The sequence below is a fragment of the Spirillospora sp. NPDC047279 genome (assembly GCF_040643285.1).
Lineage (GTDB): Bacteria > Actinomycetota > Actinomycetes > Streptosporangiales > Streptosporangiaceae > Spirillospora.
This window is the reverse complement of sequence record NZ_JBEYUA010000001.1, coordinates 548551-566090: the sequence shown is the minus strand read 5'-3', so window position 1 is coordinate 566090 and position 17540 is coordinate 548551. Positions and strand designations below refer to the sequence as shown.

Sequence of the window (17540 nt, the reverse complement as noted above, 5' to 3'; positions counted from 1 at the left end):
TGAAGGGTGACCGGCCATTTCGCTCCGTGACCCAGGCACCGGCGTGGCCAACGCCCATTCAGACCCGCACGAATACCCGGGGCATAACGTCCCGGGTGAGTAGGTCCGGAATTCCTGGTGCTTGAGCGAACGGGGCTCCACATGATTGCCGGTGACAATCACGAACGCAAGAGTGAACTTTCGAGCGGCGGAGGGCCCCGGATCGGTTCAGTTCGCACCGCGACCCAACGCCGCCGGAGGCGAGACGAAGATCGAACTTCCCGGTAACGGTGAAGTGCTTACTGTCACTCCCGACCCGGCACGGGTGTCCCGAAAGGGGCGGAGATCACCAACTTTGAGGCCTGGCGCCCGTTTCTGACTGGCATCTCTGACACTTCGTGACCCTTCACAGGGGATGTCTCGGGTCGTCAAGACCCCCGGTGACCCCACGGGCCCCATCGTCTCTGGCCGCTCTATACGATCTTGTATCGCGCCGTACCGGACGGTAGTCAATGAATGTGGCTGATGTTTTCTGTCCTAACTCGGCCACGAATCTCGCGGCGCCGGACCGCCGCACCCGCCGGGAAGGGTCGGCCGGTCCGCCGCGATCGGCGGACCGGCCGGGGTCGGACGGGGTGGGCGTGGGTCAGGGGGCGTTCGGGGTCCGGACGCCGACCTCGGCGAGGACGGCCCAGCCGGCGGAGCCGGTGATCTGGACGCGGACGGCGTCGATGCGGGAGCCCGGCCCGGCGCGGAACCAGGAGAGGTCGTCGCCCCAGCGCACGCGGTCGTCGAGGACGCCGACCGTCCGCCACGTGTCGCCGGTGCGCACCTCGACCGTCGCCGCCTCGGCGTAGCCCGGCTTGAGGGCGACGCCGACCTCCCGTACCCGGGTCGGACGGGCGAACGTCAGCGTGTACGAGGCGGGCGCCGCGCGCGGAGCCCAGGCGGCGTCGTTGTAGCCGACGACGCCGTCGATCGCGCCCGCGGGCCCGACCCCGGGCGTGGCGGCGGCCGTGTGGGTCATGTCGGTGTCGATGGTGAGACCGCCCGCGGCGTGCAACGCGGCCAGGTCCACCCGGCGCGGGTCCGCGGGCTCGCCGCGGATCGTGGACGCGTCGACGAAGGTCCCGACGAGGCGGCTCGTGGCCGAGTCGAAGCCGATCACCAGGACCCGTCCGGGGCGCACTTCGACGACGGCCGGATTGGCCTGGTCGCCGGTTCCCGAGTCGTACACCAGCTCGCGCGGCGCGCCGTTCCAGGGGCGGCCCGGGTCGCGCAGCACGGCGCCGACCGTCCCGCGCCGGCCGGTGAAGTGGCCGGAGAGGTCGCCGTAGGCGAGGAAGACGTCCCCGTTCCGCAGGACCTCGGTGTGCGCCGAGGAGGTGACCAGGTCGATCTCGGCGGGCGCCGTCCAGGTGCGGCCGCCGTCCCTGGACCACGACTCCTGGGAACGGACCGCGCCCATCGTGGAGGCCGCGGTGCCGATGCGCAGCAGCGCGTGGATCGCGCCGTTCGGCAGCACGGTGAGCACCGGCTCCTGGTAGTGGGTGCCCTGCGCGGCCGCGATCCGCGACTCGGCGGACGCCCGCCACGTCGCGCCGCCGTCCAGGCTGCGCACGACGGTGGCGCGCTGCCAGCGGTCGTCGGGGACGGTCCCGTAGAGCGGGATGATCAGTTCGCCGCCGCGCAGTTCCTTGATCTGCCCGTGGCTGGCCGCCCAGCCGAGCTCGTAGGTGTCGACGATGTCGGACTCGCCGCTCATCGACGACTCGACCGGGACGGGCGCGGACCAGGTGGCGCCGAGGTCGTCGCTGCGCGCCACGAACGTCCCCATCGGCTCCGCGGGCCGCACGGAGTAGTCGATCTGGAACCAGCTCAGCAGCAGCCGGCCGGACGAGAGCTGAGTGATCATCGGGTCGCGGTCGTCGTACGGGGTGTCGAGGACCACCGCGGGCCGCGACCAGGTGCGCCCGGCGTCGCGGCTGCTCAGCATGAGCAGGCGGCCGTCCTGCCCGGTGTGGCCGGCGCCCTCGCGGGCGACCGCGACGATCGACCCGTCGCGAAGCCGTTCGGCGTTCGGGAAGTGCAGCTTCTTGCCCGGAGCGGCCTGCGCCAGGGTGATGTCGGGCTGGCCGGGTGTCGCGGGGACGCCGGCGTGCGCGGAGGTGCCCGCGTGTGCCGGGGCGCTCGCGAGCCCCAGCGCGAGGGCGGCGGTCAGGGTGAGGACGGACGTTCGGGAGAACCTCATGGTTCCTCCAGCAGGAGGTTCGAACGGCGTTCAAGATCGGACCAGGCTCAGACAACGCGGAATGCCATTCCATGTCAATGTTTCCGCGCGAATTCAATCGGCGGGCGGATTTCCACGGGCAGGCGAAAGCGCGCGGTGGCCGAAATACGTGCGGCGGCACCGCGAAAGGAGGGCGCTCAGCGGGAGGTCAGTACCTGGCTTCGATCGGGCTGCGTTCGACGGCGCGGTCGCCGTCGGCGAAATGCAGGGCGCTCCACATGTTGGTCGTGCCGCAGGCGTGGTTGGGGATGACGCGCAGCAGGTCCCCGACGCGCAGGCCGGCGGTGCCCGGTCCGGTGAGGAAGCCGTGCTCCTCGTTGGCGTTGGGGAACTCCACCCCGTCCAGCGGCCGGCCGGCCGGGTCGCAGACGATGCCCAGGCGCCCGGCGGTCGCGAGGGTGTCGGAGCTCATCGCCTTGACACCCGCGTCGATGATCACCGTTCCGGGGCGCTGGGCGCTGACGACGCGGGTCAGCACGGTCTGCGCGCACTGCTCGAGCCGGGCGCTGCCCAGGCCGACCTGGTTGGCGTCGAAGTAGACGTAGGTGCCGGGCCGGGCCTCGGTCACTCCCGCGGCGAACGGCGCCGACGTCGCACCGGGCGTCGAACCGACCGACACCAGCGGGCACTCGTGGCCGGCATCCCGCAGCGCTTCCGCGACCTCGACCAGCGTGCGGCCGGCCAGGTCGCCCGCGGCCTCCAGCCCGGCGCGGTCGGGGCCGTGCGCGGCCAGGTGGCCCTCGTGCGTGAGGACGCCCCGCAGCCGGAGGGCGGGCAGCGCGGTCAGCGCGGCGGTGGTGCGGACGGCCTGGTCGGGGTCGACGCCCGCGCGGTGCAGGCCCGTGTCGACCTCGAGGACGAACGGCACGGCGACCCCGGCCGCGCCGGCCGCCCGCGCGAGCGGCTCCGCGGCCTCCACCGAGTCGAGGGCGATGGTCAGGCCGCCCCTGGCCAGCGCCCGGACGGCGAAGCCGACCTTGGCCGGGCCGACCGGCTGGTGCGCCCACAGGACGTCCTCGATGCCGGCGTCCTGGAGCAGCGCGACCTCGGCGGGCGTGGCGCAGGTGAACCCGATCGCCCCGTGCGCGAGCTGGCGGCGTGCGACCGCCAGGCATTTGGAGGTCTTGAAATGGGGGCGCAGCGCGACCCCGGCACCGGCGAGCGCGTCGGTCATCGCGGCCAGGTTGGCCTCCATGCGGGCCCGGTCGACCAGCAGGGCGGGCGTCGGCAGTTCGGACAGGGGCGTCGCCCCGGCGGGGAAGGCGGTCGTCATGCCAGCCCCATTCGCGGGCGGGGGTCGCCGTCCAGCAGCCACTCGACGGTCTCCTTCCGGATCTCGGGGAAGCCGGACGGGCGCCGCCCGACCATCTCGCGCAGTCCCGCGACGGCCTCGGCGGGCGTCCACAGCGGGAAGTCGGAGCCGAAGACGAGGCGGTCGACCACGTCCCACTCCTGCGCGCGGGCGAGCGCGAAGTAGCCGTCCATCGGACGGGCCCAGGACGCCGACACGTCGGAGTACACGTTGCGGTTCTTGCGCAGCGTCACGATCGTCTCGCGCTGCCACGGGTGCCCGAGGTGCGCGATGATCTGCACGAGGCCGGGGTGGCGGCGCGCGACCTCGTCCACGACCAGCGGGTTGCTCACCGACAGGTCGCCCGCCGGGCTGGGGGTGGCGCCCATGTGCCACAACACGACCAGGCCCGCGTCGGCCGCCGCGCGGTAGAACGTGTCGTACTTGGTGTCGCGCGGGTCGAACAGCGCCAGCACCGGGTACAGCTTGATGCCGCGCAGCCCGCGCGCGACCCCGTCGGCGAGCTGGGTGAGGACGTCGGGGTCGGTCGGGTCGAGCGCCATGAACCCGATCGTGTCGGTGGCGGTCTCCGCGCAGAACTTCTCGGTGTGCTCGTTCGGGGTGAGGACGCCCGCGGCGGTGGCGCGGATCCCGAACACGCACGCGGCGGTCACGCCCTTCATCGCACGGTCGTAGTCGTCCGTGGTGAACTCGTGCGCGCCCTGACCGTAGACGGGACGCCAGTGGTCGTCCCACTCGCAGCCCCAGTGCTCGGGCCGCTGGCAGTGGGTATGGAAGTCGATCAATCTTCCTCCTGGGTGCGGGGGGCGCCGGAGCGCAGGGACGAGTGCAGGTGCTCGAGGGCGGCGACGACGTCGGCGTCCGCGGCGAGGGCCGCCGCCGCCTCGCGCAGCCGGTCCAGGTAGGCGGCGCGCGGCAGCTCGCCGAACTCGGCGGACGGCCCCGACACGCTGACCGCCGCCACGCAGAACCCGTTCACCTCGACCGGCACGGCGACGCAGCGCAGCCCGACGCTGCCCTCGTTGTCGTCGAGGGCGTAACCGCGTTCGGCGGTGGCCCGCAGGTCGCCGGTCAGCGAGCCGGCCGTGGTCAGGGTGTGCTCGGTGCGGGCCGGGAACGGCTCGGCCGGCAGGTGCGCGGCGAGGTCGGTGAGGTCGAGGCGGGCGAGCAACATCTTGCCGAGCCCCGTGCAGTAGGCGGCGTCGCGAGTGCCGGGCATGGTGTGGAAGCGGATCGGCCGGTCGGGCTCGCGCACGCACACGTGCAGCACCTCCGCCCCGTCCAGCACGCCGAGGTTGGCGGTCTGCCCGGTGTCCTCGGCGATCCCGGCGAGATGCCCGCCGGCGATCTGGGACAGGTCCAGTCCCGACAGGTACGCGGTCGACAGCGCCAGCGTCTTGTGACCGAGCCGGTAGGCGGGCCGCTCGTCGGCGCGGACCACGTACCCCATCTCCTCCAGCACGCCGAGGAGCCGCACGAGCGTGCTCTTGGGCAGGCCGGTGTCGGCGTTGAAGTCGTTGAGCGTCAGCGCCCCGCGCCCGGCGGCGAGCCGCTCCAGCAGGGCGATGCCGCGGGCCAGCGCGTTGGCGTGGTAGTTGGCCGAGACCGGGCGGTCGTCGTCCACGCTGGCGCGGCGTGCCGTGGTTCGTGCCATGGTGCCTCGTCTCCGATCAGGGAACGCGCAGGATCTCGCCGGGACGCGCACCGCTGTGCGCGCCGTCCTCGACGACGGGCCGGCCGCCGACGACGACGGCCCGGATCCCGTCCGGATACTGCTGGGGTGCTGTGAACGTAGCCCGGTCCACGATCCGGATGGGATCGAACACGGCAATGTCGGCGACCGCTCCGGGGCGCAGCACGCCGCGGTCGGCGAGACCGGCCCGGCCGGCGGGAGCGGACGTGCACTTGCGCACCGCCTCGGCCAGGTCGAGGCCGCCGGGCCGCCGGACGTACTCGGCGAACAACCGCGGATAGCACCCGTACGAACGGGGGTGCGGCGAGCCGTGCCCGGTGGGGCCCAGCGGGTCGAGCGCCTGCCCGTCCGACCCGATGACGGCGGCGGGGTGGCGGAGCGCGTCCAGCAGGTCGGCCTCGCTGCGTCCGCCCGCGACCATCTGCACGCCGTTGCCGTACGCGGCCGTCAGTTCGAGCGCGACCTCGCGCGGGTCGGTCCCGGCGTCGGCGGCGATGCCCGCGATGGTGCGCCCGGTCACGTTCCCGGCGCCCCCGGCCTCCTCGGCGCCCCCGGCGCCGGGGTCCTCAGGGACGCGGCTCACCGTGATGTCGTCCCAGGAGCTGGGCAGGTCGTTCCACTCGGCCGTGACGCGGGCGCGGACGTCGCGTTCGGCGAGCCGTGCCCGCATCGGCCCCTCGCCGCCCTCCTGAGCCCAGGCCGGGAGCAGCTGCGAGAGCGGCGCGTTCCCGGCCAGGTAGGGATAGACGTCGAAGGCGACGTCCAGCCCGGCGCCGCGGGCGTCGTCGATCAGCTCCAGCGCCCGCGCGACCTTGCCGTGGTTGCGCCGGCCGACCGCGACCAGGTGGGAGATCTGGGTGCGGCAGCCGGTGGCCGCGGCGACGCGCAGCGCCTGCCGGACGGAGTCGAGCAGGTCGTCGGCGTAGTCGCGGACGTGCCAGGAGAAGAGGCGCCCGTGGGCGGCGGCGGTGCGGCCGAGTGCCTCCAGCTCCTCCTCGCGGGCGTAACAGGCGGGCGCGTACACCAGTCCGGTGGAGACCCCGGCCGCGCCCGCCGCGAGGGCGTCGGCGAGCAGGCCGCGCATCCGGTCGAGCTCTGCGGCGCCCGCGGGCCGGTCGCCGAACCCGGCCGCCGCGGCGCGCAGCGGGATGTGCGCGACGAGCGCGGCCACGTTCACCGAGGGCCGGGCCCGATCGAGCGCGTCGAGGTATCCGGGCAGGTCGGACCAGTCCCAGCCGACGGCCGGGTCCAGGTCCAGGTAACCGGCGGCGGCCCGCAGCGCCTCGCGGTCGGCGGCGACCGGGGTCACCCCGAGCCCGCAGTTGCCGACGACGACCGTGGTGACGCCCTGCCGGACGGCGCTGTGCGCCCGCGGCTCCGACAACAACGTCAGGTCGGAGTGGGTGTGCACGTCCACGAACCCGGGCGTCACGACGTGCCCGGACGCGTCCAGGGTCCTGGCGGCGGGACGATCGGCGAGGTCGCCGACCGCCTCGATCCGCCCGCCGGTGACGGCGACGTCGGCACGGCGCGCGGCGGCCCCGGTGCCGTCGACGACCGTCCCGCCGGTGATGAGCAGATCGGTCACGGCGCGGCCGGCCTCTCGCGCAGCCGGAACGTGGCCTGGACCTCGACGGGACTGCCGGTCGGCAACGCGGCGACGCCGAGCGCCACCCGCGCGTGGCCGCCCGCGGTGTCGCCGAGCACCTCGGTGAACAACTCCGTCGCGGCGTCGGCCACCAGGTGCTGCTCGACGAAGCCGGGCGCGGACGCCACCCACACCGAGACCGCCTCGACGTGGTCGATCGCGCCGAGCCCGCCGTCGGCGCGCAGCTCGTCCCGCACGGCGGTCAGGACGTTGCGGGCGCACTGCCGCGCGCAGGAGCGGGCGGTGTCGAACGTGACTCCGTCGCCCACCGTCCCCTCGGCGATCAGCTTCCCGTCCCGGACCGCGACCTGCCCGGAGGCGATCAGCGTCGAGCCGGTGCGCCGGGCGGCGGCGACCCGGGGGCGCGCGCCGGCGGGCCCCGGCTCGACGGCGGCATCGGCCAGGCGGGCGTCGGCGTCGTGCATGGTGTGTCTCCTTGCGGGTGGGAGCGGTTCGGGTGGAATCGGGGCGTCAGGCGGTGGCCAGGACGTCGGTGACCTCGGCGAAGTGGCAGGCGGCCCGGTGGCCGATCCCGTCGTACGCCACCAGCGGCGGCGTCTCCTCGGCGCAGATGTCCTGGGCCTTCCAGCAGCGGGTGCGGAACCGGCAGCCGGACGGCGGGTCGATCGGGCTCGGCACGTCCCCGGTGAGCACGATCCGTTCCCGCCGTGCCGCGGCGGCGCCGGGCTGCGCGCGGGGAACGGCCGACAGCAGCGCCTGCGTGTACGGGTGCGCGGGGGTGCGGAAGATCTCCTCGCGGGTGCCGGTCTCCACGATGCGTCCGAGGTACATCACGGCGATCTCGTGCGACACGTGCCGGACCACCGACAGGTCGTGCGAGATGAAGAGGTACGCCACGTCCAGCTCGCGCTGCAGCTCGCGCAGCGTGTTGACGACCTGCGCCTGGATCGACACGTCCAGGGCGCTGACCGGCTCGTCCAGGACGAGCACCTTCGGGCCGAGCGCGAGCGCGCGGGCGATCCCGATGCGCTGCCGCTGGCCACCGGAGAACTCGTGGGCGTACCGGCGGGCGTGCGCGGGCGCGAGCCGCACCATGTCGAGCAGCTCGGCGACGCGCGCCGGCCCGCCGTCCTCGTAGCGGCCCTGGACGCGCAGCGGTTCGGCGATGATGTCGTGCACGGTCATCCGCGGCGACAACGACGCGTAGGGGTCCTGGAACACCAGCTGCAGGTCGCGGCGGAGCTCGCGCAGCTCGGCTCCGCGGACGTGGGTCACGTCCCGGCCCGCCACCGCGATGTTCCCGGCCGTGGGTTCCAGCAGGCGGACGGCCATCCGGCCCGTCGTGGTCTTGCCGCAGCCCGACTCGCCGACCAGGCCGAGGGTGCGGCCCGTGCGCACGGCGAAGTCGACGCCGTCCACGGCGTGCACCGCGCCGGTCCGGCGGCGCATCGGCCCGGACCGCACCGGGTAGTGCTTGGCCAGCCCGGTGACGCGCAGGACCTCGTCCGGCTTCCGGGGCTCAGTCATCGTTGCCCTCCTCGGCCAGCTCGTGGTGGAAATGGCAGGCGCTCGCCCGCCCCGGCCCGGTCTGGACGAGCTCGGGCCGTTCGGTCAGGCACCGGTCCCGCACCATCGCGCAGCGCGGGGCGAACGGGCACCCCTCGGCGGCCTCGCCCGGTGCGGGCGGGGTGCCGGGGATCGGTGTCAGCTCCTCGGCGTCGTCGTCCAGCCGGGGCAGGCTCTCCAGCAGCCCGCGGGTGTACGGGTGGCGCGGAGCGCCGAAGATCTCGGCGACGGGCCCGTGCTCGATCACCCGGCCCGCGTACATCACCACGACCCGGTCGGCCAGCTCGGCGACCACGCCCAGGTCATGGGTGATCAGCACGGTCGCCGCGCCGGTCTCCCGCCGGGTCAGCCGCAGCAGATCGAGCACCTGGGCCTGGACGGTGACGTCCAGCGCGGTGGTCGGCTCGTCGGCGATGAGCAGGTCGGGGTCGTTGGCCATGGCCATCGCGATCATCGCGCGCTGCCGCATCCCGCCGGAGAACTCGTGCGGGTACTGCTTCAGCCGCCGCCGCGCGCCCGGCACCCCGACGAGCGTCAGCAGCTCGGCGGCGCGGTCGCGGGCACCGGACCGGGACAGCCCGGGCCGGTGCAGCCGCAACGCCTCGGTGAGCTGCGCGCCGATCGCCATGACCGGGTTGAGCGCGGTCATCGGATCCTGGAAGATCATCGCGATCCGGCCGCCGCGCAGCCTGCGCAGCTCGCGCGCGGGCAGCGTGCGCAGATCGAGCCCGTCGAACACGACCCGGCCCGACACGACCCGGCCGGGCGGCTTGATCAGCCCGAGCGCCGACATCGCGGTGACGCTCTTGCCCGATCCCGACTCGCCGACGACGCCGAGCGTCTCACCGGGCGCGACGGCGAATCCGGCACCGTCCACGGCGCGGACCGCGCCCTCGTCGGTGGCGAAGTCGACGACGAGATCCTCGATCTCCAGCAGCGGGCCCCGGGTCTCGTCCCTGCCGGGGGCCACGGTCTTCCGCGCCGACGGCTTCCGCGTCGAGGACGTCACTTGTCGCCTCCCCGTCCGGCGGGGGTCACGGCGTCGCGCAGCCCGTCCCCGACGAAGTTGACCGCGAGCACCGTCACCGCGATCGCGATGCCGGGCGGGATCCACAACCACGGCATCGTCTGGATCAGCGTGAGGTTCTGCGCGTCGTTCAGCATGTTGCCCCAGCTGGCCTGGGGCGGGCGGACGCCCAGGCCGAGGAAGGACGCGGTGGTCTCCAGCATGATCGCCTGGGCGACGGCCAGCGTGCCGGTCACGGTGACCGGCGGCAGCGCCGCGGGGACGATGTGCCGGCGGATCAGCCACCACGGCGTGGCCCCGGCCGCCTCGGCGGCCTGGATGTACTCGCGGTCGCGCAGCGACAACGTCACGCCGCGCACCACCCGCCCGGCGACCGGCCACTGGGTCAGGCCGATCGCGACGATCAGCACGGTCACGCTCGGGCCGACGATCCCGGCGAGCACCAGGATCACCACCACGGTCGGGAACGACATCACGATGTCGGCCGCCCGCATGATCACGTGGTCGGCCCAGCCGCCGAACAACCCGGAGACCGCGCCCAGCAGTGTCCCGACCGTGACGGCGGCGAGCGCGGCGGTCAGCCCGACCAGCAGCGACACCCGGCCCGCGTACAGGACGCGGGCGAAGACGTCGCGGCCGGAGGCGTCGGTGCCGAACCAGTGCGCGCCGGACGGTCCCTGGCGCACCGCCTCGAGATCCACCGCGTTCGGCTGGTGCACCGCGATCAGCGGCGCGAGCAGCGTCACCAGCGCCACCACGCCGAGCACCACGGCGCCGGCGACGGCCAGCCGGTTGCGGCGGAAGCGGCGCAGCGCGCGGGCGCGCGGCGACGCGGACGCCCCCTTCGGGCCCCGGGGGCCCTTGGGCCCCTTCAGGTCGGGCACCGCCGTGACGGTGGTGCCGTCGGTGGACGTGGACGCGGTCATCGCAGGCTCACTCTCGGGTCGACGACGGCGTACAGGAGGTCCGCGACCAGGTTGCAGACCAGCACCAGCACCGCCACGTAGAGCGCGAACCCGACGATCACCGGGTAGTCGTGCTGGCCGATCGAGCTCACCGCCAGCTGCCCCATGCCGGGCCAGGCGAAGACCTGCTCGATCACCACCGCGCCCGCCAGCATCTGCGGGATCTGGTACATCACCACGGTGATCAGCGGGATCAGCGAGTTGCGCAGCGCGTGCCGCAACACCACCCGGGCCTTGGACGCCCCCTTGGCCTCGGCCGTCCGCACGTAGTCGGCGCCGAGCTCGTCCACCAGCCCGCTGCGCACGTACCGCGTGAACGGCCCGGCGGTGACGAAGGCCAGGATCAGCCCCGGCAACACCAGGTGACGCAGCTGGTCGAGGGGACCGCCGTCGCCGGGCGTCGTCATCCCGGCGGACGGCAGCACGCCGAACTTCAGCGAGAACACGTAGATCGCGACGATGCCCAGGAAGAACGGCGGCACCGACACCGCGGCGAGGCCGAGCACGGTCGCGCCGTAGTCGACCGCCGTGTTGCGGCGCACCGCGGCGGCGACGCCGAGCGCGACCGCCACCACCAGGGCCACCACCAGCGCGGCCCCCATGAGCTGCAACGTCGGCCCGAGCCGCTCGCCGAGCACCGCCCCGACGGGCCGGTGCCCGACGTAGGAGAACCCGAGGTCGCCGCGCAGCGCGCCCGACAACCAGTGGCCGTACTGCACCACCACCGGCTGGTCCAGGCCCAGCTCCTGACGCTTGGCCTCGATGAACGCCGCGCCGCCCCCGCGCATCTGCTCGGGGTCGACCATCATGCGCACCGGATCGCCCGGCGCGACCCGCACCAGCGTGAAGATGCCGACGCTGATCAGCAGGAACACCAGCACGTTCACCAGCAGGCGCCGGATGACGTAGGCCGCCACACCTCACCTCCTCTCGTTTCCGGACCGCACGGCCGGGGACGCGCGGCGCGCCCCCGGCCCGCGGGTCAGCTCAGCTTCCAGCTCGCCATGTCCCAGAACCCGACCTCGTTCGTCGGGACGCCGGACGGTTCGAAGCCCGACAGCCGGGTCCGGTACGCCCAGATCGTGTCCGGGTTGTAGAGCCACAGGTAGGGGACCTTGGCGTTCTCGACCTTGGCCGCCTGCTGGAACACGCTCTTGCGCTCGGCCGGCTCGGCGATCGTGTCGGCCTTCTTCAGCAGCCCGTCCAGCTCTCCGTCACAGAAGCGGCTGATGTTGCCGCCGTTCGGGTAGGCCTGGTCGCAGGCGTCGATGGTGGCGACGGTGGACGGCTCGGTCGCGTAGTTGCCGCCGCCGAACAGCGCCAGGTCGTAGCTCTTGTCCTCGTACGACGACAGCAGCGCGTCGGCCTGCACCTGCTTCAGCTCGACGTTGACGCCGACGGCCTTGAGCTGGCTCTGGATGACGGTCGCGGCGGTGTCCCGGTCGCGCTGCCCGGGCACCCACGACAGGGTGACCGGCGCGGACGAGTCCCAGCCCGCCGCGGCGAGGAGGCTCTTGGCCTTCGCCGGGTCGTAGGCGTACCCGGTGCCGGACGGGGCCAGGTCACCGTAGAAGCTGGAGTCCACGACCGTCCCGGCGCCGGCGAGCACCTTCTCCACCAGGCCCTTGCGGTCGATCGCGCTCAGCAGCGCCTGCCGGACCCGCGCGTCCTTGAAGCGGGCTTTGCTCTGGTTGACCGCGATCCGGTTGAAGCCGGGGCTCTTGGCCGTGACGACCTTGACGTCCTTCAGCTTCTGGACGGTCGGCAGGTCGGTCGGCGAGATCTGGGCCAGGTCCATCTCGCCGGTGCCCAGCTGCGCGGTGGCGACGTCGGAGGTCACCGGCTTGAGGAACGCCTTCTTGATGGAGACCGGCTGCCGGTGGTGGGGGTTGGCGGCCAGCTCGACGTACTGGTCGGTCTTGTACTGGACGAAGGTGAACGCGCCCGACCCGACGGTCGGCTTGGTGAAGAAGCCGTTGTCGCCGAGGCCCTTCGCCGGGAGCCGCCCGAGGACGTGCGCGGGCAGGATCGGGAAGTTGCCGATGAGGCCGGGCAGCCCCGCCGCCGGGCGGGACAGGCTGATCTTCACGGTGGTGTCGTCCGGCGCGGTGACGCCCTTCAGCGAGCCGGCCTTACCGTCCGCGAGCTCCTTGGCGCCGTCGACGGCGGCGAACTTGCCCGACTGCGCGCTGCCGGTCGCCGGGTTGGCCAGGGCGTTGTAGGTGAACACCACGTCCTTGGCCGTGAGGGGCTTGCCGTCGCTCCACTTCAGGCCGGGCAGCAGCGTGAACGTGACGCTCCTGGCGTCCTTGGACACCTGCGGCGGCGCGGCGGCCATGCGCGGCTTGAGCGCGTACGAGGCGTCCGCGCCGTACAGCGAGTCGAAGATGAACGACATGACGAGCTGGTCGGGCCCGTTGTTGGGCGCGAGCGGGCTGAACGTCTTGGGCTTCTGGTACAGGTACATGTTGAGCACGCCGGTGTCGCCGCCCGACGACTGCTGCGTCGGGTCGGAGCTGCACGCGGCGAGCGCCGCCGCCGCGAGGACGCCGCCCAGCGCCATCGCGACGGGGCGTCTCCCGATGCCGACGGCCGCGCCGCGGCCTCTGCCGGTACCAATGGTCATGACTGCCTCTTCTCGGCCGTGGCCGGGCCCCGCCCGGCCACCGTCCGCTCAGCGGACGCGGTTCACCAGGCTGCCGAGCCCGGTCACGCGGACCGTCATCTCGTCGCCTGCGGACAGGAACTCCCCCGATGCCATACCGACCCCGGCGGGCGTGCCGGTGTAGAGCACGTCGCCGGGTTCGAGCGTCATGAGGCGGGAGGCGAACGCCACCAGCTCCGCGACGTTGAAGATCATCTGGCCGGTGTCGCCCTGCTGCCGGACCCGCCCGTTGACCTCCAGGGTCACGTCGAGCTTCTGCGGGTCGGGCACCTCGTCGGCGGTGACCAGATAGGGGCCCAGCGCCGCGAATCCGTCCGGCCACTTGCCGTTCAGCCAGTCGAAGAACGCGACCGCGGGGTCGTCGGTGTCGCGCTCGTGCCCGTAGTCCATCCGCCGGGCCGACACGTCGTTGCCGATCGTGTAGCCGCCGACGTGGTCCAGGGCGTCGTCCGGCGCGATGTCCTTGCCGCCGCGGCCGATGACCACGACGAGCTCGGCCTCCCAGTCCACGCTGGGGCTGACGGACGGGAGCGCGATCTCCTCGCCGGGGCCGCTGACGGCGGTGGAAGGTTTGAGGAACAGGCGCGGCGAGATCCGTGACTTGTCGATCCGGTCGCCGCCGGTCTCGGTCACGTGCTCCTGGTAGTTGGCGGCGACCGCGAGGACCTTGCCCGGGCGCGGGAGCGGCGCCAGCAGCGTGACCTCGTCCAGCGCGTACGAGCCCGCCGGCGACGGCAGCGTGCCGAGCGTGCCGATCACGGCGCTCAGGTCGCCGTCGCCGAGGTCGGTCACGCGTCCGTCCGCGACGATCTCGCCGTGGCGGATCCCGCCGTCCGGCAGCCGGTACGTGGCGAGCTTCATGGATCAGACCTCCGAGGGGTCGAGCGCGACGGGGGCGCCGAGGGCGAGGGAACGGGCCGCGGCGGCGGTGACGCGCAGCGCGGCGAGGGCGTCGGCGGGGCCGGCCTCGGGCGGCCGGCCGGTGACGATCGCGGTGTGCAGGGCGGTGAGCATCCGGGCGACGGTGCCGGGCGCGTGCCAGGCGGTGCGCGTCCCGGCGGCGGTCCGGACCGTCGCGCCGGGCCGGTTCGCGTCGACGTCCATGACGCCGCCGGATCCGCTGACCCGGTAACGGTGCAGCGCCATGCCGGGGGCGCCCGCGGTGCCGTGCAGGCGGCCGACGGTGATCGTGCTGGTCAGGCCGTGCTCGTGGTCGAGGAGCAGGACCGCGGACCGGCCGGGCTCGCGGCCGGCCAGGGCGTGCACGCGCCTGACGGCCTGCCCGGTGAGGGACGACACCACGTCCACGGGGTAGAGCCCGAAGTTGACCAGCTCGCCCTGCGGGCACGGGTCGCCGCCGTCCACGAGGAAGTCGGCCTGGACGTTCCAGGGCAGGCCGACGCGGCCCCCGGCGAGTGCTCCCCTGGCGGCCTGGACGGCCGCCCCGAACCGGTGGTGGTGCGCGGGCATGCACACCCGTCCGGTCTCCGCGGCGACGGCCGCGACCCGTTCGGCGTCCCGGAGTTCCAGCGCCATCGGCTTGTCGGCCAGGACATGGCATCCGGCCTGGAGGGCTTCGACGATGCGGTCGGCACGTTCGTCGGCGGGCGCGCACACGCACACCACCTGCGCGCCCGTCTCGGCGATCGCGTCGCCGAGGCCGCCTGCCTCCGGCGCGTCGGCCGCGTCCGCCGGCTCGACGACGCGGAACCCGGGGTGCTCGCGGAAGGCGGGCAGGTACATGTCGCGCTGGTGGTCCTGGGACCCGAGGCCGCCCGAGCCCCAGGGCAGCACCCGCAGCACGCCGTTCCCGGCCCGGCTCGCGTTCCGGCCCGCGTTCTGGCCCGCGTTCTGGCTCGCGTTCTGGCTCACGCGGCCTCCTTCAGCACGTCGGCGACCCGTACCGGCAGCCCGTCGGCGATCGATCGTTCGGCGGCGACGCCCAGGGCGACGGCGAGCAGGCCGTCGTCCCCGGTCACGGCGGCCGGTGCGCCCGTCACGGCGTCCGCCCAGGCCGCGATCTGCGTGGCGAACCCGTCGGTGCCGCCCGGCGGCAGCAGCGCGGTGCCGGACTCGTCGGTGACCGTGCCGGACTCGCCGTCCCACGGCAGCGTGAGGACGCCGCCCGTCCCGGTGACCAGCACGTCCCGGCGCGCGAACGAGGCGGGACTGTGCCCGCGGCTCATCTCGCACACCGCGACCGCGCCGCCGGCGAAGGCGACCGTCATCTCCAGGTAGTCGTAGATCCCGAGCTCGGCGGCGGTCTGGCGGCGGCCCCGCGCGTACACCGTCTCGGGGACGTCGCCCGTCCACCAGGTGACCAGGTCGAGCAGGTGGACGCCGTTGTGCAGGGCGTGCCCGCCGGAGCGTGCCGGGTCGAGCATCCAGCCGCGCCAGTCCGGCCAGATCCAGCCGCCCAGGATGGACAGCCGGATCAGGTCGACCGCGCCGAGCTCGCCGGAACGGATCACGTCCCGCACGGTCAGCGCGTAGTCGTAGTGGCGGTGGCTGTGCGCGGGCATGAGCACCCGGCCCGCCCGGGCGAACGCCGCGACGGCGCGCCGCGCGCCGGCCACGTCGGTGGCGAGCGGCTTCTCGATCAGCAGGTGCGCGCCCGCCGCGGCCACCTGGACGGCGATCTCGGCGTGCGAGTCGTTGGGCGTGCAGACGACGCAGCCGCCGGCGCCGGTCTCCGCCAGCGCGGCGGCCAGGTCGGTGAACCAGGGCACGCCGCCGTTGGCGCGGGACGCGGCGGCGGCCCGGCCGGGATCGATGTCGACGACCCCGGCGAGCTCCAGGCGCGGCTCGGCGTGGATGGCCGCGGCGTGCTGCGCGGCGATGAAGCCGGTGCCGACGACCAGCACCCGCACTGGCACGGAATGGGATTCCATGCCGATGGATACTGATCCTTGAGCGATTCGCCTGTCAAGGGTCAATCTGGGTTCATTATTGACGAACCCCAGATCAGCAACGCTTCTTCATGACTCTTCATTGACATGGAACACCTTTCCATGAATCATTCCGAGCCGAAACAAGGATGTAACAGACTGCCGATTGACTGGGGGCTCCCACATGACCACCGCCGATCTGGCCGGGCAGACTTCCGCAGGCGCGAAGCTCCTGGACGCCGCGCGGACCGTGATCCCGGGCGGCGTCAACTCCGCCACCCGCCTGGTCGGCCCGCCGTACGCGATCACCGCCGCGTCGGGCGCGTACGTCACCGACGCCGACGGCCGGCGTTACCTCGACTACCACGCGGCGTTCGGCGCGATCCTGCTCGGCCACGCCGCGCCCGAGGTGGACGACGCGGTGCGCGCCGCGCTCGGCGGCCTGGACCTGGTCGGCTGGGGGGTCACCGAGCCCGAGATCGAGCTGGCCAGGCTGGTCACCGAGACGATCCCGTCCGCCGAGCAGATGATCTCGACGATGTCGGGCAGCGAGGCCACCGCGCAGGCGATCCGGCTCTCCCGCGCGGTCACCGGCCGCCCCCTGATCGTCAAGTTCCAGGGGGGTTTCCACGGCTGGCACGACGCGGTCGCCCGCAACGTCATCTCCGCGCCCGGCCGCGCCTACGGCGACGACCCGCTGTCCGGCGGCATCCTGCCCGAGGCCCTCGGCGCCACGCTGATCGCCGAGTTCAACGACCTGGACTCGGTCCGCGCCCTCTACGAGGCGCACCCGGAGCGGATCGCCGCGGTGATCATGGAGCCGATCCCGCACAACGTCGGCGCCCTCGTCCCGTCCCAGGAGTTCGCCGAGGGGCTGCGCGCCCTCACCGCCGAGCAGGGCTCACTGCTGATCTTCGACGAGGTCATCACCGGCTTCCGGCACGCGCTCGGCGGCTACCAGGAGATCTGCGGCGTCACGCCCGACCTCACCACGTTCGGCAAGGCGATGGGCAACGGCCACCCGATCGCCGGGCTCGCCGGCCCCCGCCGCCTGATGGAGAACTTCAGCTCCGCGGGCGGGGACGTCCTGCTCGCCGGCACGTTCAACGGCAACCCGGCCTCGTCGGCCGCCGCCATCGCCACCATCGAGTACCTGCGCGCCCACCCCGACTTCTACGAGCGCACCCACGCCCTCGGCGAACGAATGCGCACCGGCCTGGACGCCGCCTGCACCGAACTCGGCATCGAGGCCACCGCGGCCGGCTTCGGCGGCGTGTTCGCCCTGTACTTCGCCGAGTCGCCGATCCGCGGCTACCGCGACCTCATGCGCAACAACGACGACGCCTACGTCGCGTTCCACCGTCGCATGACCGACCGCGGCTTCCTGATGCTCCCGCTCGCCCTCAAGCGCAACCACATCTCCGCCGCCCACACCACCGACGACGTCGACCGCACCCTGGAGGCCGCCCGCGACGTCCTCCGGACGATCCGCGACGACGGCCTCCTCACCCCCGCCTGACCGCCCCGGCGCCCTCGCCGGAACGGG

General features: G+C 73.6%; 15 protein-coding genes. 1 reads left to right on the top strand and 14 read right to left on the bottom strand.

Features of this window, described 5'->3' with window-relative positions:
• Nucleotides 1-625 precede the first annotated feature (625 nt).
• From ABZ810_RS02775 to ABZ810_RS02710, 14 genes are all read right to left on the bottom strand, one after another.
• Nucleotides 626-2230, bottom strand: a complete 1605-nt coding sequence (locus tag ABZ810_RS02775) for a sialidase family protein (RefSeq protein ID WP_358398321.1) — start codon at nucleotides 2228-2230, stop codon at nucleotides 626-628.
• 187 nt (nucleotides 2231-2417) lie between these two features.
• Nucleotides 2418-3542, bottom strand: a complete 1125-nt coding sequence (locus tag ABZ810_RS02770; RefSeq protein WP_358398318.1) for an alanine racemase — start codon at nucleotides 3540-3542, stop codon at nucleotides 2418-2420.
• Nucleotides 3539-4366 carry an amidohydrolase family protein gene (locus ABZ810_RS02765; protein ID WP_358398315.1) on the bottom strand — a complete coding sequence of 276 codons (828 nt, stop codon included), beginning with the start codon at nucleotides 4364-4366 and terminating at the stop codon, nucleotides 3539-3541. Before ABZ810_RS02765 ends, ABZ810_RS02770 begins: the two co-directional genes overlap by 4 nt.
• Nucleotides 4363-5235 (bottom strand): IclR family transcriptional regulator, encoded by an 873-nt coding sequence (locus ABZ810_RS02760; RefSeq protein ID WP_358398313.1) that lies wholly within the window; start codon nucleotides 5233-5235, stop codon nucleotides 4363-4365. The genes ABZ810_RS02765 and ABZ810_RS02760 overlap by 4 nt, the downstream gene beginning before the upstream one ends.
• A 16-nt stretch (nucleotides 5236-5251) precedes the next feature.
• Entirely contained in the window at nucleotides 5252-6862 is a 1611-nt protein-coding gene (locus ABZ810_RS02755) for a D-aminoacylase (RefSeq protein ID WP_358398311.1), read from the bottom strand.
• Entirely contained in the window at nucleotides 6859-7347 is a 489-nt protein-coding gene (locus ABZ810_RS02750) for a RidA family protein (protein ID WP_358398309.1), read from the bottom strand. The genes ABZ810_RS02755 and ABZ810_RS02750 overlap by 4 nt, the downstream gene beginning before the upstream one ends.
• A 46-nt stretch (nucleotides 7348-7393) precedes the next feature.
• Nucleotides 7394-8410: an oligopeptide/dipeptide ABC transporter ATP-binding protein gene (locus ABZ810_RS02745; RefSeq protein ID WP_358398307.1), complete on the bottom strand. Its 1017-nt coding sequence runs from the start codon at nucleotides 8408-8410 to the stop codon at nucleotides 7394-7396.
• The gene (locus tag ABZ810_RS02740; RefSeq protein ID WP_358398305.1) at nucleotides 8403-9458 is read right to left on the bottom strand and encodes an ABC transporter ATP-binding protein; all 1056 of its coding nucleotides are present in this window, start codon (nucleotides 9456-9458) and stop codon (nucleotides 8403-8405) included. The genes ABZ810_RS02745 and ABZ810_RS02740 overlap by 8 nt, the downstream gene beginning before the upstream one ends.
• Nucleotides 9455-10402 (bottom strand): ABC transporter permease, encoded by a 948-nt coding sequence (locus ABZ810_RS02735; protein ID WP_358398303.1) that lies wholly within the window; start codon nucleotides 10400-10402, stop codon nucleotides 9455-9457. Before ABZ810_RS02735 ends, ABZ810_RS02740 begins: the two co-directional genes overlap by 4 nt.
• Complete coding sequence (locus ABZ810_RS02730) at nucleotides 10399-11358, bottom strand: ABC transporter permease (RefSeq protein ID WP_358398300.1); 960 nt, start codon at nucleotides 11356-11358, stop codon at nucleotides 10399-10401. The genes ABZ810_RS02735 and ABZ810_RS02730 overlap by 4 nt, the downstream gene beginning before the upstream one ends.
• A gap of 65 nt (nucleotides 11359-11423) precedes the next feature.
• The gene (locus ABZ810_RS02725; RefSeq protein WP_358398298.1) at nucleotides 11424-13067 is read right to left on the bottom strand and encodes an ABC transporter substrate-binding protein; all 1644 of its coding nucleotides are present in this window, start codon (nucleotides 13065-13067) and stop codon (nucleotides 11424-11426) included.
• Between the two features lie 48 nt (nucleotides 13068-13115).
• Nucleotides 13116-13967 (bottom strand): fumarylacetoacetate hydrolase family protein, encoded by an 852-nt coding sequence (locus ABZ810_RS02720; protein WP_358398296.1) that lies wholly within the window; start codon nucleotides 13965-13967, stop codon nucleotides 13116-13118.
• A gap of 3 nt (nucleotides 13968-13970) precedes the next feature.
• Nucleotides 13971-14978: a Gfo/Idh/MocA family oxidoreductase gene (locus ABZ810_RS02715; RefSeq protein ID WP_358398293.1), complete on the bottom strand. Its 1008-nt coding sequence runs from the start codon at nucleotides 14976-14978 to the stop codon at nucleotides 13971-13973.
• Nucleotides 14975-15997: a Gfo/Idh/MocA family oxidoreductase gene (locus ABZ810_RS02710; RefSeq protein WP_358398290.1), complete on the bottom strand. Its 1023-nt coding sequence runs from the start codon at nucleotides 15995-15997 to the stop codon at nucleotides 14975-14977. The genes ABZ810_RS02715 and ABZ810_RS02710 overlap by 4 nt, the downstream gene beginning before the upstream one ends.
• 181 nt (nucleotides 15998-16178) lie before the next feature.
• On the opposite strand from ABZ810_RS02710, the gene ABZ810_RS02705 reads away from it, so the two are divergent.
• Nucleotides 16179-17513, top strand: a complete 1335-nt coding sequence (locus ABZ810_RS02705) for an aspartate aminotransferase family protein (RefSeq protein WP_358398288.1) — start codon at nucleotides 16179-16181, stop codon at nucleotides 17511-17513.
• Nucleotides 17514-17540 lie beyond the last annotated feature (27 nt).

Excerpts from the sequence above, each read along its gene's own strand:
- ABZ810_RS02750 (WP_358398309.1), bottom strand. The coding sequence starts at position 7,347 with ATGCACGACGCCGACGCCCGCCTGGCCGATGCCGCCGTCGAGCCGGGG.
- ABZ810_RS02725 (WP_358398298.1), bottom strand. The coding sequence starts at position 13,067 with ATGACCATTGGTACCGGCAGAGGCCGCGGCGCGGCCGTCGGCATCGGG.
- ABZ810_RS02710 (WP_358398290.1), bottom strand. The coding sequence starts at position 15,997 with ATGGAATCCCATTCCGTGCCAGTGCGGGTGCTGGTCGTCGGCACCGGC.
- ABZ810_RS02760 (WP_358398313.1), bottom strand. The coding sequence starts at position 5,235 with ATGGCACGAACCACGGCACGCCGCGCCAGCGTGGACGACGACCGCCCG.
- ABZ810_RS02745 (WP_358398307.1), bottom strand. The coding sequence starts at position 8,410 with ATGACTGAGCCCCGGAAGCCGGACGAGGTCCTGCGCGTCACCGGGCTG.
- ABZ810_RS02720 (WP_358398296.1), bottom strand. The coding sequence starts at position 13,967 with ATGAAGCTCGCCACGTACCGGCTGCCGGACGGCGGGATCCGCCACGGC.
- ABZ810_RS02735 (WP_358398303.1), bottom strand. The coding sequence starts at position 10,402 with ATGACCGCGTCCACGTCCACCGACGGCACCACCGTCACGGCGGTGCCC.
- ABZ810_RS02705 (WP_358398288.1), top strand. The coding sequence starts at position 16,179 with ATGACCACCGCCGATCTGGCCGGGCAGACTTCCGCAGGCGCGAAGCTC.
- ABZ810_RS02770 (WP_358398318.1), bottom strand. The coding sequence starts at position 3,542 with ATGACGACCGCCTTCCCCGCCGGGGCGACGCCCCTGTCCGAACTGCCG.
- ABZ810_RS02775 (WP_358398321.1), bottom strand. The coding sequence starts at position 2,230 with ATGAGGTTCTCCCGAACGTCCGTCCTCACCCTGACCGCCGCCCTCGCG.